At 56.6% G+C, this 16,473-nt stretch carries 12 protein-coding genes and 1 tRNA gene; 9 read left to right on the top strand and 4 right to left on the bottom strand.

The window, feature by feature from the left end; translation table 11 throughout:
- Positions 1–57: 57 nt before the first annotated feature.
- The 3 genes from HMPREF3044_RS01235 to HMPREF3044_RS01245 are packed head-to-tail and all read left to right on the top strand — an operon-like array spanning position 58 to position 3,327.
- Entirely contained in the window at positions 58–1,134 is a 1,077-nt protein-coding gene (locus tag HMPREF3044_RS01235) for a FecCD family ABC transporter permease (RefSeq protein WP_070738964.1), read from the top strand.
- Positions 1,134–1,958: an ABC transporter ATP-binding protein gene (locus HMPREF3044_RS01240; protein WP_070738965.1), complete on the top strand. Its 825-nt coding sequence runs from the start codon at positions 1,134–1,136 to the stop codon at positions 1,956–1,958. Before HMPREF3044_RS01235 ends, HMPREF3044_RS01240 begins: the two co-directional genes overlap by 1 nt.
- The gene (locus HMPREF3044_RS01245) at positions 1,951–3,327 is read left to right on the top strand and encodes an MFS transporter (protein WP_070738966.1); all 1,377 of its coding nucleotides are present in this window, start codon (positions 1,951–1,953) and stop codon (positions 3,325–3,327) included. Before HMPREF3044_RS01240 ends, HMPREF3044_RS01245 begins: the two co-directional genes overlap by 8 nt.
- Before the next feature lie 138 nt (positions 3,328–3,465).
- Here the strand turns inward: HMPREF3044_RS01245 and HMPREF3044_RS01250 are convergent.
- Positions 3,466–3,549 (bottom strand) — tRNA-Leu (locus HMPREF3044_RS01250).
- 86 nt (positions 3,550–3,635) lie between these two features.
- Between HMPREF3044_RS01250 and HMPREF3044_RS01255 the strand changes: the two genes are divergently transcribed.
- The 3 genes from HMPREF3044_RS01255 (at position 3,636) to HMPREF3044_RS01265 (ending at position 7,150) form a co-directional block, all read left to right on the top strand.
- Positions 3,636–4,136, top strand: coding sequence for a hypothetical protein (locus HMPREF3044_RS01255; protein ID WP_005392371.1), 501 nt, complete (start codon positions 3,636–3,638; stop codon positions 4,134–4,136).
- 72 nt (positions 4,137–4,208) lie between these two features.
- Positions 4,209–6,815 (top strand): DNA polymerase I, encoded by a 2,607-nt coding sequence (polA, locus tag HMPREF3044_RS01260; RefSeq protein WP_246820822.1) that lies wholly within the window; start codon positions 4,209–4,211, stop codon positions 6,813–6,815.
- Between the two features lie 2 nt (positions 6,816–6,817).
- Entirely contained in the window at positions 6,818–7,150 is a 333-nt protein-coding gene (locus HMPREF3044_RS01265; RefSeq protein ID WP_070738968.1) for a hypothetical protein, read from the top strand.
- A gap of 289 nt (positions 7,151–7,439) precedes the next feature.
- Here HMPREF3044_RS01265 and HMPREF3044_RS01270 read toward each other — a convergent pair whose 3' ends face one another.
- Complete coding sequence (locus HMPREF3044_RS01270; protein WP_070738969.1) at positions 7,440–8,192, bottom strand: class I SAM-dependent methyltransferase; 753 nt, start codon at positions 8,190–8,192, stop codon at positions 7,440–7,442.
- Between the two features lie 263 nt (positions 8,193–8,455).
- On the opposite strand from HMPREF3044_RS01270, the gene rpsA reads away from it, so the two are divergent.
- The 3 genes from rpsA (at position 8,456) to coaE (ending at position 12,349) form a co-directional block, all read left to right on the top strand.
- A complete protein-coding gene (gene rpsA, locus HMPREF3044_RS01275; protein ID WP_005392378.1) occupies positions 8,456–9,904 on the top strand; it encodes a 30S ribosomal protein S1 in 1,449 nt (482 codons plus the stop codon).
- Positions 9,905–10,284: 380 nt separating this feature from the next.
- Positions 10,285–10,653 (top strand): hypothetical protein, encoded by a 369-nt coding sequence (locus tag HMPREF3044_RS01280; protein ID WP_005392380.1) that lies wholly within the window; start codon positions 10,285–10,287, stop codon positions 10,651–10,653.
- Between the two features lie 1,093 nt (positions 10,654–11,746).
- Positions 11,747–12,349, top strand: coding sequence for a dephospho-CoA kinase (gene coaE / locus HMPREF3044_RS01285; RefSeq protein WP_246820810.1), 603 nt, complete (start codon positions 11,747–11,749; stop codon positions 12,347–12,349).
- 129 nt (positions 12,350–12,478) lie between these two features.
- Here coaE and HMPREF3044_RS01290 read toward each other — a convergent pair whose 3' ends face one another.
- Both HMPREF3044_RS01290 and HMPREF3044_RS01295 read right to left on the bottom strand, forming a co-directional pair.
- A complete protein-coding gene (locus tag HMPREF3044_RS01290; protein ID WP_070738971.1) occupies positions 12,479–13,558 on the bottom strand; it encodes a DUF4185 domain-containing protein in 1,080 nt (359 codons plus the stop codon).
- A gap of 894 nt (positions 13,559–14,452) precedes the next feature.
- A complete protein-coding gene (locus HMPREF3044_RS01295) occupies positions 14,453–16,087 on the bottom strand; it encodes a peptide MFS transporter (protein WP_070738972.1) in 1,635 nt (544 codons plus the stop codon).
- Positions 16,088–16,473 lie beyond the last annotated feature (386 nt).

Genomic DNA, 16,473 nt, shown 5'->3' on the forward strand with positions numbered 1-16,473 from the left:
ATTTCCGGTGCGACCGACGCGCGTCTAGAGATCAGAGACGTGCGCCTAGAGATCAGAATGGAACTGGGCGAGGGGTTGATTGATGCGGTGCTCGGGGCGGTGAGCATTGCAGCGAAGGAAGAACAGGTAACCTCACATATCGTGCGAACTCGCAAGGTTTTGGTCATGGCGGTGGCAGTGGTGCTGCTGTGTATAGCAGCTATTGCTGCCACCTCTTCTGGTGCCCTCGGGATCGGGTTTGGCGATCTCGTATCCCATGTGACGGGGGCGGCTGCCCTCGACGAAAGGGACCTCGCGGTGATCACTCAGATCCGTCTTCCACGCGTGGTCAATGCCCTTATCGTCGGGGCCACACTCGCAGTTTCCGGTGCTGTGTTTCAAACACTATTCCGCAACCCTTTGGCGGATCCCTACTTTTTGGGTGTATCTTCGGGTGCCAGCCTGGGCGTTACCGCTGCGATGATGGCGGGGGCATCCAGCGCCGGTGTGATTCCTGCAGCGTTCGTCGGTGGTATGGCGGCGGTTGGCATCGCCTACTTGGTTGCCACAGGCGCCGGTTCACACCCGACAGTGATCGTCCTCGCAGGGGTAGCCGTGTCGGCTTTCGCTGGCGCAGTGCAAAGCTACCTGCAAATTCGGGACTTGAAAAAGTTAGAGGGGGTCTACGTCTGGTTGCTCGGTAACCTTGGGCGAGCCGGTTGGAAAGACATCGCCACTGTTTTGTGCGTTGTTGTTCCCTGCTGGTGTGCCATTCTCGCGGCAAGCAAGGCGCTGGATGTCCTGACATTGGGGGAAGCCGAAGCCCAGACTCTCGGGATAAACGTCCAGCTTGCGCGAGTAGTGCTCATTGCAGTGGCGACGCTAGCAACGTCGGCAGTTGTCAGCATCTCCGGCCTCATCGGGTTCGTGGGAATTGTGGTGCCACACATGTTGCGCCTCATGGTTGGTCCGGGACACGGGTTCCTGTTGCCATTAACTATTGTGGCTGGCGCTGGATTTCTGCTTGCCGCTGACACGATTGCGCGGAGCATTCTCGCGCCACAGGAACTGCCCGTTGGCGTGGTCACAGCCTTTATTGGTGCACCATTTTTCCTTTTCCTACTGATCAAGGCTGCGCGTGGGGGAGTCAGGTGATGAGTGAGAATGCCATTGTGGTCGAGGATCTTGTTGTCCGCTATCGCGGTTCGTCGGAGCCGAGCCTTGCTGATCTTACGTTGACTGTCCCCGCGGGGGAGTGGCTTACAGTTATCGGGCCCAACGGATCCGGGAAAACTACGTTTATCTCTGCTCTGTGCGGGCTCGTACCTTTCACAGGTGCTGTGCGCGTCGCGGGGTTAGTCCCGAGGAAGGCGCGTGCACGGGATTTTGCCCGCAAAGTTGCGCTTTTGCCACAGCAGCCTGTGGTTCCAGCAGGAATGACAGTGCGCGAGTATGTCCGTTTGGGGCGCTACCCGCATTCCACCACGCGTGCGTACGACAACGACATCGTCGCTCGCACGCTCAACCAACTGGGAATCAATTCCCTTGCGGCGAGGGACGTAGCAAATCTCAGCGGTGGCCAGCAACAGATCGTGGCTTTGGCACGGGCGCTCACCCAAGAGCCGGAAGTTCTCCTCCTGGATGAGCCGACAAGCGCCTTGGATATTGGCCACGCACAGCACGTCCTGGAGTTGGTGGATAAGACGCGGGTGGAACGTTCACTGTCTGATCAGGGACCGGATGCGCGCAGGCTAACAGTGATTGCCACCGTTCATGATCTTCCGCTGGCTGCCCAATATGGAGACCGCCTAGCGCTCATCGCAAAAGGTCGACTGCAAAAGGCGGGCTCTGCAGAAGAGATCCTCACAGAGGAGACGATCTCGCGCGAGTACGGTGCGACTGTCGCCGTTTCCGAAATAGCAGGGCGACCCGCAATTATTCCCGTACGTCGAAATAGTAAAGGAAACACCATTGACTAATGCATCGGCCGGGCTGTCAGCCTACGATCAGCTCGATTCGCGCCCGCTCACTCGTCACCAAAAGTCCCTCATCGGACTCGTTGTTGTCGGCAATCTGGCCGAATATTTCGACATGTTTCTCATCGGCTTCGTCGTCGCCCTTCTTACCGGGCCATGGGAGTTGACGGGCATGGAAGCCGGGTACATCCTTGCGTGCGCAGGCCTCGGCAACGTGCTCGGCGCGATCGTGTGGGGGAGGCTAGCCGATTCCCTCGGACGTAAACGCTCCTACATGTGGTGCGTTATTCTATTTGTCACCTGTACGGGGCTCACGCTCGTCGTTCCTGATCATGGTTGGGCCCTTCTCGGTCTGTTGCGTATCGGTGTGGGCATCGGTGTCGGCGGGCTGAATATCTCGTCCATTCCGTATATTCAGGAATTTGTCCCAACTTCAAAACGAGGGCTTCTTGCCGGTCTTGGCAGTATTTTTATCCCGGCGGGTCTGTTTCTCGGTTCTCTGGCGCAGAAAGCCGCTGGTGAAAACTGGAGAATCCTCATCGTCCTTGGATGCATCCCCATCTTCCTCCTGTTCTGGCTCGCCCGGGTTCCTGAGTCGCCGCGTTATCTGCATATGCGTGGCAGGGTTCATGAGGCCCGGGGTGCTCTTGCGTGGGCGATGGAAATCGATGTTGCGGAGGTCGGTTACCTACCGCCGATCTCGACTGACTCCCCCGCACGTCCTGCAAAAAAGGGTGCACAGGCCGGTTCCTACAGACTCCTGCTCTCCAAGCACTGGTTCTCGCTCATCCTGGTGGTGCTGGGCACGTTCTCGTTTATCCTCGGAGCGACGACTGTCCAATCCTGGGGGCAGACGCTCTTGAAAGACGGGTTCGGCTATTCGGTGGGCACGATTGCCTCGATGTTTATGCTCGCATCGTTCCTGGATATCCTCGGGCGTCTTGGTGCCGCCTACCTCGCCGATATCATCGGTCGCAAGCTCGTTCTCTTTATCTGGGGGCTTATCGCCACCGGTGGCTGTGTACTCGCTGCGCTTTCCGACGCTCCGGGGGACGGCCCTCAGTTCTTCGTTGCGGTGAGTATCATCCTCATGTTCGGCGATGGGGCTTTCGGTATCCTCAACTCCCACGGTGCCGAGCAGTTTCCCACGCCCATCCGTTCAACGGGGCTTGGTCTTGGATACGGTCTCGGCGCGACCGCCAAGATCGTGGGGCCCGCACTTCTCGGCTGGCTTATCGGAAGCCAGGCAGTCGCCGGCGACATGACTCTGAGCGTGATTAGACCGGCCTTCACCTTCTACGGCGCGTGTCTATTTATCGGTGCGATAACGTACCTGTTTACCAAGGAAAAGAAGGGAATACGCTTGGATTAACCAGCGACCGTCATCGATCCCTTAACCCACCCCTAATGAAACTGTTGGCACCTCTTAGCTTCTTAACCCGGTGCCCCAGGTACGACGTAAAAAGAGACCACCTGATTCGTAGGAACCAAGTGGTCTCTTCGTGCGATGTGCCGACACCGGGAGTCGAACCCGGACGCCCGCAAGGGCGCTGCATTTTGAGTGCAGTGCGTCTGCCAATTCCGCCATGTCGGCCTCGAGGAAATATACTAAACCACAAACCACGGCTAAAGGAAATCGCTAGTACGTGCGCACAGTGGCGCCGAGGAGGACTGCAGCACATGCAGAAAATGGGTGCAACGTTCGTGACTGTCGGTTGCGTTTTGTTCGGTCTCATTTCACCGGCGTGGGCGGGAGACGCACACGGCCCACAGCCGGATGATCGGGCCAGTGCTTCTGTGGCTTCCGACAAAGTGGCGTCTCATTTTTCCCCCGACGCCGTTTCGAGCACGACGTCGAGCGATAAACCGGATCTGTTCTACTGGGGAGATAAAGTCAGCTATGGGGATGAAACCGCCGTGTTCTTCGATCCTCGTTTCTGGCCAACCGACGCACTCATGAATCAGGACACCGTCAGCCGTCTCCTCGCAGAATCCGGAGCCACGGCGGACCAACAGGAAGTTCTTAGGCAATCGGCGCGCGGGCTCCAGGCATTCGCCGTCGGAAAGGCCCTCTTCGTTAGCGTGTTGGTCCTCCTCGGACTCGTCGGTGCATACGCAGTATGGACGCAGGGATTTCCGCAGCTTCCACAGCTACCCAAGATCCAGCTGCCATTTTCCTAGACCCGTCGCGCTAGAGTGGGTAACGTGACTGACGGAACTGAAAAAACTCTCCTGCTTATCGACGGCCACTCCATGGCATTCCGCGCGTTTTATGCGCTGCCGGCGGAGAACTTCTCCACCACAGGCGGGCAACACACAAACGCGGTATATGGATTTTTGTCCATGTTTGTCAACATTCTGACAAGCGAAGAGCCAACCCACCTGGCGGTTGCCTTCGATGTCGCGAGAGAGACGTTCCGCAACGAGTTATTCCCCGAGTACAAGGCTCAGCGCGCACCAACCCCTGAGGAATTCAAGGGGCAGGTGGAAATACTCAAGGACATTCTCCACGCTATGGGTGTCACTACTGTGGAGAAGCCGGGCTACGAGGCTGACGATGTCATCGCTACACTCGCCACCGCAGCGACGAAACAGGGGATGAAGACCCTCATTGTGACGGGAGACCGGGACTCCTTCCAACTGGTAAACGATGATGTCACCGTGCTGTACCCCACACGTGGCGTGTCCACACTGAACCGTATGACACCCGCCGCCGTGGAAAAGAAGTACGACCTCACGCCTACCCAGTACCCAGATTTTGCGGCTCTGAGAGGGGACCCTAGCGACAACTTGCCCAAGATTCCAGGTGTTGGTGAGAAGACCGCGACCAAATGGATCAAAAAGTACGAGACCCTGGACAATCTCCTTGCACATGTCGATGAGATCAAAGGTAAGGTCGGTGACGCGCTGCGTGAACGCGTCGATCAGGTAGCGATGAACCGTAAGCTGACGGAGATGGTGAAGGACCTCCCACTCGAGGTCTCACCTCTACAGCTGGAGCGGGGAGATGCCGATGTCACTGAAATCTCCAACCGCTTCGACGAGCTTCAATTCGGCGTAAATCTGCGCGAGCGCGTACTGCAAGCTCTGGGGGAGGATAGTCCGGAACCCGAAGCCACCGTCAATGCACCGGAGGTTACCGAGGCCTCTGAGGCTCTGCCTGAGTGGCTCACAAGGAACAGGGATGCCGGTATCGCCATGGCGGTTGACGGCGACCCCAAACCCGGCGAAGGAGATTGCACCTTCGCTGTTCTTGTGGCTACGGATTACACCTCCCAGACGGTGGATTTTTCTGCGCTCGAAGGCAAGGAAAGGGATGCCTTCGCGAAGTGGGTTAGTTCCGACGATCCCAAGTTTTTGCATTTTGCAAAGCGGACGTATCACAAGCTTATTTCCCGTGGTTTCACTCTCGGTGGAATTGCACATGATACGGCCATCGCTGGTTATCTGTTGCGTCCTGGGCAGCGCACTTACGAGATCGCCGATGTCTACCAGCGTCACCTGCAAAAACAGCTCCCGCAGTCCGATGGGCAGCTGTCGCTTCTGGATGATTCTCCCTCGGAGCCCCTTCTTATTGAGGCTATGGCAGTTTTAGAGCTGGTCCCACGGCTGACTGACGAACTTTCAGATATTGAATCTCTCGAGCTGTACACCGACCTGGAGATTCCTCTCATCACCATTCTGGCGGCCATGGAAGACACTGGTATCGCGGTAGACACGCATACGCTGGAGGAACAGCTGGATGGTTTCGTCGACCTCGTCGCTCAGGAGGAGGAAGCAGCGCGAGACCTCGCTGGTGATCCCTCTCTGAACCTTTCTAGCCCTAAGCAGTTGCAGGTGGTTCTTTTTGAGACCTTCGATCTGCCGAAGACGAAGAAGACGAAGACGGGGTATTCCACTGCTGCCAAGGAAATCGAGGCGCTGGCAAAGAAGACCGACCATCCGTTCTTGCAGCACCTTCTGGCGCACCGGGAGTACTCGAAGATGAAATCCACGTTGGAGGGTCTCATCCGCAGTGTCGGCGGGGATGGACGTATTCACACGACGTTCAAGCAAACCGTGGCATCAACTGGGCGCCTCTCCTCCACGGATCCGAACCTTCAGAACATTCCGGTACGGACGGACGCTGGCAAGAAGATCCGCTCCGCCTTTGTCGTCGGCGAGGGCTTCGAAACCCTGCTTACTGCGGATTACTCTCAGATCGAGATGCGCGTCATGGCTCACGTGTCTGAGGATGCCGGCCTGATCCAGGCGTACAAGGACGGTGAGGATCTGCACAATTACGTGGGTTCCAAAGTGTTTGATGTGGGGATTGATGAGGTGACCCCGGAGCTTCGCCGCCGAGTAAAAGCAATGAGCTACGGCCTCGCCTACGGATTGAGTTCCTATGGGCTTGCAGCTCAGCTAGACATCCCCCAAGGTGAGGCGAAATCCATCATGGATAGCTACTTTGAGCGCTTTGGTGGGGTGAAAAATTACCTCCGCTCGGTGGTGGATGAAGCCCGCAAAGACGGGTATACTTCCACGCTCTTCGGGCGTCGTCGATACCTTCCCGAGCTCACTTCCACCAATCGGATAGCACGTGAAAACGCCGAGCGCGCGGCGCTGAACGCACCGATTCAAGGCACGGCAGCCGACATCATCAAGGTGGCCATGGTGAGGGTAAACCGGCGCCTTGATAGTTTGAAATCCAGAGTGTTGCTACAGGTGCATGATGAACTCGTCCTTGAAGTGGCTCCGGGTGAGCTTGAGGAGGTTTCGCGGATCGTGTCCGAGGAGATGGACGGTGCGATCTCCCTGCGTGTGCCGTTAGAGGTATCCACTGGGCACGGGACGAATTGGGACGAGGCGGCGCATTAGTCATGATTCTCGTCGTCATAGCATTGGCTGCCATCGCCGTTCTTGCCGTAGTACTCTTCGCTCTCGTGTCACCGTCCCGGTCGGGCGAGACAGTGCAGCGACACATGATTGAATACATTTCCGATGCGCCAAACCATGACATCATTCTTCGAGCGGTATTTCCCCGTGCTCGTATGGTGATCTTTGAAGATGGTGCAATTACCGTCGACAAGCGTTCCTATCCGATTGAGACTGACCTCCTGAACCTGACAGCTACCGGCCGGAAAGGCGAGCAGGATCTGCACGAACGAATGTGCTTTGCCCGAGTCGACGGTTGCTGGGTCATTCAGAATTAGAGTAGTGCGCCGCGTGATGAGCTACCTTTTGCGCAGTGGTCCATCTCGTGCGCAGTGGGCTACCTCTTGCGCAATGGGCCACCTTTCGCGCAATGGGTCACCTTTCGCGCAATGCTCAACCACAGGCGTCGACAAGTTAGAAAACCTAATCCGAAGAACCCGAACCAAAAACGGAAACATGAAAGAAAAATGAAAACTTGGGAACGAAAGGTCTGCACCAAGGAAGGATCGGAGCCTGCGCACTGGCGGCGTGGAACAACGCTGAAAAACTGATGTCTCCCGGCACCGTCTAGGGCGCGTAGGTTGAGCAGAAAATAATCGAGCCGGGGAAAATGTGGCCTCGTAAAGGCGACCACTGTCCCCAATTTTCGGTGAGATCGTCCGGCCACTCCGGCTCGATAATGCTATCGATACGAAAGTTCGCCGCTACAAGATCTCTCACTCGATCCCCGATAGTGCGGTGCGTTTCTACATAGGTGACTGTGCCATCCTCGGTTTCGACGTAGGGGGAGCGGTCGAAATAGCTAATCTGCGCAACGAGCCCAGCCGGGCCGGGATCATCAGGGAAGATCCACCTCATTGGGTGGTTAACGGAGAAAACAAAACGGCCTCCGGGACGGAGAACCCGGGCAGCTTCCTGCATCACTGTCTCCGGGTGAGCGACGAAGGGAATTGCGCCGAAGGAGGAAAACACCAGGTCGAAGGAATTGTCAGCGAACGGCATTGCCGTCGCGTCAGCCTGGACGAGGTTTAGGCTGCTCTCTGCCTGCGCGAGCATCCCCGCAGACAAATCAAAAGCGACGAGGAGGTGAGGAGACCGGCGGCGCGCAAGCCACCGCGAACACGGAGCGGAACCACAACCGACCTCCAATACGTCAAGATCCGTAAGATCACCTAATAAATCGGCATCCTCTTCCGTTACTCGCTCGGGGCACCAGTAAAATGTGTCAAAGTAGCCCTGGTGTTCCCTGTGGTAACGGCCAGCATCCCCGTCCCACCAAGAGCGGGAGGCGTGTTGGGCATCAGATTCGTCGAGGCGCATACTCGTATTTTATTTGCAAGCGGGGGATATGTGCACTACCCTAGGTAAAGCGTCTCAATGCGCATCCTTTGCTGGTTGTCTAGATAGGAGGGTAACCAGCGAAGATGTGCGGGATCGTGTGCGAGTCGCAGATACAACGTCAACACGCTTTTCAGGCGATGCCCTAAAAAGTGCTGAATTGTTGGGTCTGTCCTGCTCTAGCACGAGACGAGGTGCAACTGTCCAATTTCGATTTCCTATCTAATTCGGAGCAAACAATACATATGCCCACTAACAACACCCCTCAGGTAGCCGTCAACGACATCGGCTCCGCTGAGGACTTCCTCGCAGCAGTCGACGAGACCATCAAGTACTTCAACGATGGCGACATCGTTGAAGGCACCGTGGTCAAGGTTGACAACGACGAGGTTCTTCTCGACATCGGATACAAGACTGAGGGTGTCATCCCCTCCCGTGAGCTGTCCATCAAGCACGATGTCGATCCCGACGATGTGGTCGAGGTTGGCGATCAGATTGACGCCCTCGTCCTCACCAAGGAAGACAAGGAAGGCCGTCTCCTCCTGTCCAAGAAGCGTGCACAGTACGAGCGCGCATGGGGCACCATCGAGGAGCTCAAGGAGAAGGACGAGCCGGTTACCGGTACTGTCATCGAGGTAGTCAAGGGTGGCCTCATCCTCGACATCGGACTCCGTGGCTTCCTGCCTGCATCCCTCGTTGAGATGCGTCGCGTTCGCGATCTCGAGCCGTACATCGGCCAGGAGATCGAGGCCAAGATCATTGAGCTGGACAAGAACCGCAACAACGTTGTTCTGTCCCGCCGCGCATGGCTTGAGCAGACCCAGTCTGAGGTTCGCTCCGAGTTCCTCCACCAGCTGCAAAAGGGCCAGGTGCGCAAGGGCGTTGTCTCCAGCATCGTCAACTTCGGTGCATTCGTCGACCTCGGCGGTGTGGACGGCCTCGTTCACGTCTCCGAGCTGTCTTGGAAGCACATCGATCACCCGTCCGAGGTTGTCTCCGTGGGCGACGAGGTCACCGTCGAGGTTCTCGATGTCGATCTCGACCGCGAGCGCGTGTCGCTGTCCCTCAAGGCAACGCAGGAAGATCCGTGGCGCGTCTTCGCACGCACCCACGCCGTGGGCCAGATCGTTCCCGGCAAGGTCACCAAGCTCGTCCCGTTCGGAGCGTTCGTTCGCGTCGAGGAGGGCATCGAGGGCCTCGTCCACATCTCCGAGCTCGCTCAGCGCCACGTGGAGGTTCCGGATCAGGTTGTGTCCGTTGGCCAGGAGATCATGGTCAAGGTTATCGACATCGACCTCGAGCGTCGTCGCATCAGCCTCTCCCTCAAGCAGGCTGACGAGGACTACACGGAAGAGTTCGACCCCTCGAAGTACGGCATGGCCGACTCCTACGACGAGCAGGGCAACTACATCTTCCCCGAGGGCTTCGATGCAGAAACCAACGAGTGGCTCGAGGGCTACAACGAGCAGCGCCAGGAATGGGAAGCTCGCTACGCCGAGTCCGAGCGTCGCTTCGAGCTCCACACTGCTCAGATCGAGCGCAACCGCGCCGCCGCTGCAGAGGCAGCAAGCTCCGAAAAGGGTGGCGCAGACGTTGCGAGCAACTACACCAGCACCGAGGCTCCGGCTGCCGAGGGTTCCCTCGCTTCCGACGAGCAGCTCGCTGCACTGCGTGAGAAGCTCGCTGGCAACTAAGCCACGTGAGGCTTTACAGCCGTACATAATGACCCGCTAAAATGCGGTTCAACGAGGATCCGGATCTCCAAAGGAGGTCCGGATTTTTGTGTTGCAACAAAGACAAGGGCAGGTAGAAGGGGGCTGCCTGACATGCAGGATGGTCGTTTCCGGAAGGAACAACCCATCTAGGGGGCGGCAGCCCAAAGGTCGCTCACGTAGTCACAGTCTTGCCCCTCCATCGCAGGCCTAGGCACGATTGCGGGCTTTACCCATGTTCTGTGCGGGCATAGAGTACGTGCTTTCTGTTTGTTGACGACAGCCCTTTTGGTGGAAATGGGCTATCGGAAGATGATTTCCTACAACTGCGGTAACATAGGGCACCGTCACGATGTACAAGTGTGAGGAGCAATGAGGAGCGCAGTGAGGTGAATAAGCCAAAACAAGTAGCGGAGGCGGACATCCTTGCGCTCATTGGTAGCCTCACCAACGTGGCTTACACGGAGACAACCCACGAGGGGATTGAGTACGAGGTGTATGAGGCAGACCGCGTCGACGTCCCCTCGCTGCGATCCTTACCGTGCGTCCAGGACGCAACGTTAAGAGAAAAGTCTGTCATCATCTCGCTACGGCCTGCATACAGGGATTCCCTTACCATTCCCCACCATGAACTTCCTACGATCTATCGATGGGTTCTTCTGGTACTCATAGGCATCATCATTCTTGTCGCCTTCGCGGCCGCGTGGATCGCCCGGCATCCCATCTTCTAATGTGCGCCCCTCTGAGAAGAACGTGGCGACTATAGCTTTAAGCTGGTTACCATTTGGCACAGCTCGTTTTCATCGTGAATCCGAGTTGGGACAGGTTAGTGCCCTCTCGGTGGGGGACGTTCGTGCTGGCGGTGGATTGGACGTTGCTGGGGACGGTGGCGTGGATGATTTGTCCGTTGAAGTCCCGTTCGAAACTGCGGTAGTGGCCGTTACGTTCTCACCAGCACGCCACCAAACCCCCAGGTCCGCGTGTCAAGGGTGGACCTCTTCACCACTCGTGACCTCAGTCGGTGAGGGAAACAGTCAATCACGGTGCCCACGAGCGTCATACGCTCTATAGGAGGCGATCCTGGGATCGTGCCTAGAATTCCGAGGGAAGGACGAAACCATTGATCAACTGGCAGGTGTCACTACCGTGCCCTCCTTGAGGATTATGCGATGCCGGGCAATGACGGTAGAAGAGCCTGGATCTGTGGCCAGAATGCAGCGACCCCACCGCCGGCAAGGAGTAGGATGCCGACCACTATGATTCCGATGGACGCGGGCCCAAGCTGACCATCCTGCTGGATGAACAGCGGTTAAAGATCCTCCTTGAGCTCTCTTTGAAGTTGGCTGTTGGAGGAAGGGAGAGACAACATGGCTGCGGCAGTGCGATCCTTGATCGTTACGGATGTGCCTTCATCGCACGCTCTGTATGCTTCAAAAATCGAATCCGCGAAATCAGCGGGAACGAGACCTATGCTCTCCAATTCACTATTGTAGGTAGCTTCTTCGATTTCTCCGTTCTTGTACTGCTCTTCTAGGTGCCTTCTAGGTGCCTTCTAGGTGCCTTCTGTGGTGTCTAGTGGGTTTTTGGATTCCGTTTCCAGAAACTATCTGGACTCCGTGTCCAAAAACTACTGGGACATAACAGTTCTAAAATAGGGGCAGCGCGGGTTTCCTAGGCCTTCTTATCCGGGAAACGTCAAAAAGCTGTCTTGACATCGGCGTTGACTTTTAGGATTGAGGGTGTATGGGACTCCTTTCGTGGTTGGATGAACAGCGCTGCGCGACTGACTCAAGAGATGTGGACAATGAGAGGAAGGGTTACGTTATGCTCGTAGGGCTAACCGGAGGAATCGGCAGTGGGAAATCTACGGTAGCGTCGATGTTTGCGGATGCGGGTTTCGCCCTCATTGATTCCGATGCCATCGCCCGTACGGAAGTGGAGACTCCCGAGGTAATGGCGGAATTGGTGAAACGGTTTGGCGAAGATATCCGCACGGGGAATGCTGAAGCGCCACTTAACCGGACGCTGTTGGCACAGCGGGCATTTGCGAGTGACGAGGCAACCGAAGCGTTAAACAGCATTACTCACCCGGCCATCCGGAATCGCACCCTCAGCCTGATTGCTTCGGCAGACCCAAAGCACAATCCCGTTCTTATCGATATGCCGCTGCTTGTGGAGACCGGTTTTCACGCGAAATGTGATGCCGTGGTCGTGGTTGTTGCCCATCCGGATCTGCGTGTCGACAGGCTTGTGACGATGCGAGGACTCGACCCGGCCGATGCGCGTGCTCGCATTAACAAACAGGCTACAGATGCTGAGCGCGCGGCCGTTGCTGATTACGTGCTGGACAATAACAAAGACCTCCTGCACCTGGAAACCCAGGTGCAGGAGGTTATCGCTGAACTTTTGTCACGGGAGAGCAAATAGTCAGTCCACGTAGAATCGCAACTCCGGAGTGCTAGAAGCGCATCGCCGGCATGAGAGTGAGGATCCTGTGGCGTTGCTAGCCTCCGCTGGAGAGTACCTCAGCGGAAGCGCGCTTGGCATGCTGGATCGCTATTTGTAGGTTGCGGTACCGGCGTTCGTCAGTCCATCATCCCACGTTGCATTCGGGCGCTCGGCCAGAAGCGCATCCAGATTCGTGCGCATGAGCATGACGTTGTAGTTGGACCACGTGGTCAGGACGTAGTAGAGGTCTCTCCCGTTCTGGTGGGGCAACATGAAGCCACCGTATAGGTCGTAGAGTGTGTCGACATCTACGACCATCGTTTTCTCGGACCACGGGCCTTCAAGAGCGTCCGCAGTGCGGATGACGAGGCCCCTGCCATCGGTGTACATGGCAATGAACTTGTGGAGGTGCTCGTTCCACGCAACGGAGAGCTCACTGACCTGATCATTAATGACGGGAGTAGCAGCATTCAGGTCGGGTACCCAACCGTCAGGGGTGAGATATTCGAAGGCCGCTTCGTTAGGGAACTGACCAATGGGGGCACGGCCGAGGATCGCAGCCCCGTTTCTACCTGAAGGAGTGGAGAAACGGTAGACAAAGCCATTGCTCTCAACGAACGCGGACATCTGCGCTTTCTGGTTGCCAGAGCGGAATCCAGGAAGGAAATTAAGCGCAGCTGGAGCATCCGTGTTTGTACGAATTGACTCGGGCACGATTGTCCAGTGAACACCGTCGTTCGAGCGAACAGTTGCCGCATAGTTGGTGACCCAATTGCCGGGCTTGTCCCAGTTTCGCACCGACATGTAATCGATGTACTGCGTATCGCCGATGGCAATACCTGCAGTGGGGATAGTTGTGTGCTCGATGCCAGGAACCTTCATTGAGGGGATGAACTCGGTGGCGTGGCCTCCGGTCATGTACCCGTTCTTGCCCAGGGCGTCGTGGATGGTGAACCCATCGCTGTAGGTGTAATCGTGGGAGCGCAGAATAGCGTTTGACCGCCAATTATTCACTGCAAAGTTGCACGCCATTGTGTCGCCCAACACGAGCATGGTGTTGCCCCTCTGGTCATCATAGGCAATGCCCAGATCGGTTCCAGTGACATCGTAAACTCGGTCCGTGCGATCTGGAGAGCCAGGCCCGGTGACCAGCTGGGTTACCCCCGTATGCCCCTTGAGGATTGGCATGCCACCTGGTTGTCCTTTGAGAAATGGGGGGTTGGAACTTCCAATGTAGTTCTCGTCCTTAGTGTATTGCCGACTCGATTCAGAAGACTGCGAAATTCCACTTGAAAGCGATGATCCGTTGAACAAGCGGGAAGAAATATTAATGGCTGACGAGCCATTATCCGGTTGGCACGGTGCTGCTGACGCAGTGGGGATACTCCAGGGTGCCACAGGTACTAGAAGTCCCGCAGAAAGAGCGGTAGTAGCAAGTACAGAAGCGATGCGAGGTCGATGCTGACGAGTCATGGATAAAACTTTAACGAATCCAGTTCGTTGCGCAAGTGGTTTGCACCAAAGTTTTGTCACTGGACGGGGGAAAAGCGGATTCCGTGTGGTCGTCGACCTCGCCAGAGATTGTTGAAGCGTACTTCTGCGTTCGACCTTCGTGTGGGAACCCACATTGAGGGTAGCAATTCGTCGTTTTCCGGCAAGGCGGGTAAGCGAGCGACATTCCCGTTACTCTTGCAGCCGGCATGACCAACTGGAAGATGTACAGAGTAGTGATGGAATAGCCGAGGGATCCGCCCCCACAGATAGTCGGGTAGAGCATTGGCGTTGTTGTTTGCCGAGGTAACCCATGCATCTGACGTGACAGCCCGTGAACCTGACGGGGACAGCCTGCGCACCTAAAGCGCGATAGTTGGGATGCCTCGGATCTTGTTCCCTCGCGATGACTAGGCGGATGCGCAGGAGCGTACTCGCTGCGTGAACGCACGTGCACCGTCTGTTGTAGACGTCGGGCGGAGGAGCTGTACCCCACAAAGGGGAGGGCCCTCGAGTCCGAGAACTCGAGAGTCCAATTAGTGGGGGTGGGGCATCCGAACCCTCGCCACGGCGAAGAGGTGGTGTACCGCGTTACTTCTGGGTGGTCTGCACTGTCGTAGATCCAGGTGCTGCCTCAGCGTCAGCGTGCTCCTGTGGCTCGAGGTGATCGACATCTTCCATATGACGCTGTGTCCACGGAGAGATAAGGAACAAACCGAGCGCAACAACGAGGGTGACTCCGCCGACACCGTAGTAGAACACGACATCGCCAAGCTCGGAGGTGCGTTCAATAACGACAGCCGCTAGACCCTGGCCACACGCAGCTGCAAGTAGCCAGAGGGTCATTGTCTGAGACGCGAACTTCACCGGGGCGAGCTTGGTTGCGCTAGACAGCCCGATTGGATTCATCATCACCTCGGCGACGGTCTGAACGGCAAACACAGCAACGAGGAACCACCAGGGGGAGAGCCCGCCGGTGCCGCCGGGCCATTGGCTAAAGCCAAAGCCCATGAGAAGTGCAGAGAGTCCGATGATGAAAACCGACAGGGCAAATTTCTGTGGAGTGTTGGGGAAGTGGCCCTGCGTCTTGGCAAAGATCCAGCCAAGGATGGGAGCAAAGATGAGGACAAAAATCGGGTTGAACATCTGGTACTGCTCTGGAGTGAGCGTAAACAGGGAACCGATGGATCCGTCCGTATTGTCCTTGGCGAAGGTGGCCATTTTTCCGGCTGCTTGCTCGAAAATCATCACGAAGAGAACCTGGCCGACCCAGAGGGGAATAAACGCCATAAGATGCCCACGTTCGTGGATGGTGACCTGGGGAGACCTAAACATCGTAAAGAAGTAAAAAAGGCTCGTGCCCACCGCGAACAGGAAGAGGGAGTACGCAATCCCGGAGGTGACCTCACCGAAGACGGTAGTGCACAGCCCGACCAGCGCCAGGAAACCTATGGCTACCGCGATAGCTCCCAAGCCTAGCTTTCGACCTTCGCCCTTGCGCATAGGGTAGGGAATGTTGAATGCGAACTCACGAAGCTTGCCTCGCCCGTACACGAAGGCGACGAGTGCGAATGCCATGCCGATCGCGGCGGCGATGAAACCTACGTGGTAGCCGTAACGATCCTTGAGAAAACCGGTAATGAGAGGGGCGAAGAGGGAACCGATATTGATCGACATGTAGAAGAAGAGGAACCCTTGGTCGCGCCTGGGATCGCCTTCCTCGTAGAGTCCGCCCACGACGGTGGAGAGATTGGGCTTGATGAGGCCGGTGCCAATTGCGATGAGGACCAGGCCAACCCAGGATGTAGGAACTGTGGGGATCGCTAGGACGAGGTGGCCACCCATAATGACTGCACCACCAGATAGTGTTGAAAGCCATGGCCCTAACAGTCGGTCGGCAAGGATGCCACCGGGAATGGTCATGAGGAGAACGCCAGCACCGTAGGAGGCCATGACCACCTGGCCCGCATTGTCCGTAAGCCCCATGCCGCCGTTGGCGATGGTATCCGTGAGGAAGTACACGAGGATGGCTCGCATGCCGAACCATGAAAATCGTTCCCACATTTCAACCTGTAGCATCCAGGGGAGTCCACCTGGGTGACCGAGGAACGCCTTGTCCTCACGTGGGGGACCCGTTACGAGATTTTTGGGCTTGTACAGAGACTTTTTCGAAGCGACACCTGCGACCCCGACGAGGTCTGCATCTGATGTGTCTACAGCCATCATTTACCTTTCTGGAATAATGCCGCCTCGGTCAGCGGCTCTTGGCCGGGCGTGGATGGCCCCGCCAACGTGGTGTGTGATGTAAAGCACACAGCTGGAAGTTTTTGACTTATCGCATAATGGATGTCACGGCGTAATTTTAGCGCGTGTCCACAAATGTTGAACAGGCTGGTTATACCTTGAGCCATTCGCGCAGGTACGCCTCGGAAACGAAAAATGCTATAAGTTTGTGTTCACTTCCGCACACCTATGTAACCATCACGTGTTTTTCGTTTGCCGCAGCGCCAGGGTTTTACTCACTTCCTCATCTTTCTGTCATCCTTACATTTCCCTATTCATCCATACTCGACTATTGCACTGACTATTGCATTTATTGCATATGGGTGCCG

Origin of the sequence: Corynebacterium sp. HMSC073D01, from assembly GCF_001815555.1 — a bacterium.
Classification (GTDB): Bacteria; Actinomycetota; Actinomycetes; order Mycobacteriales; family Mycobacteriaceae; genus Corynebacterium; species Corynebacterium glucuronolyticum.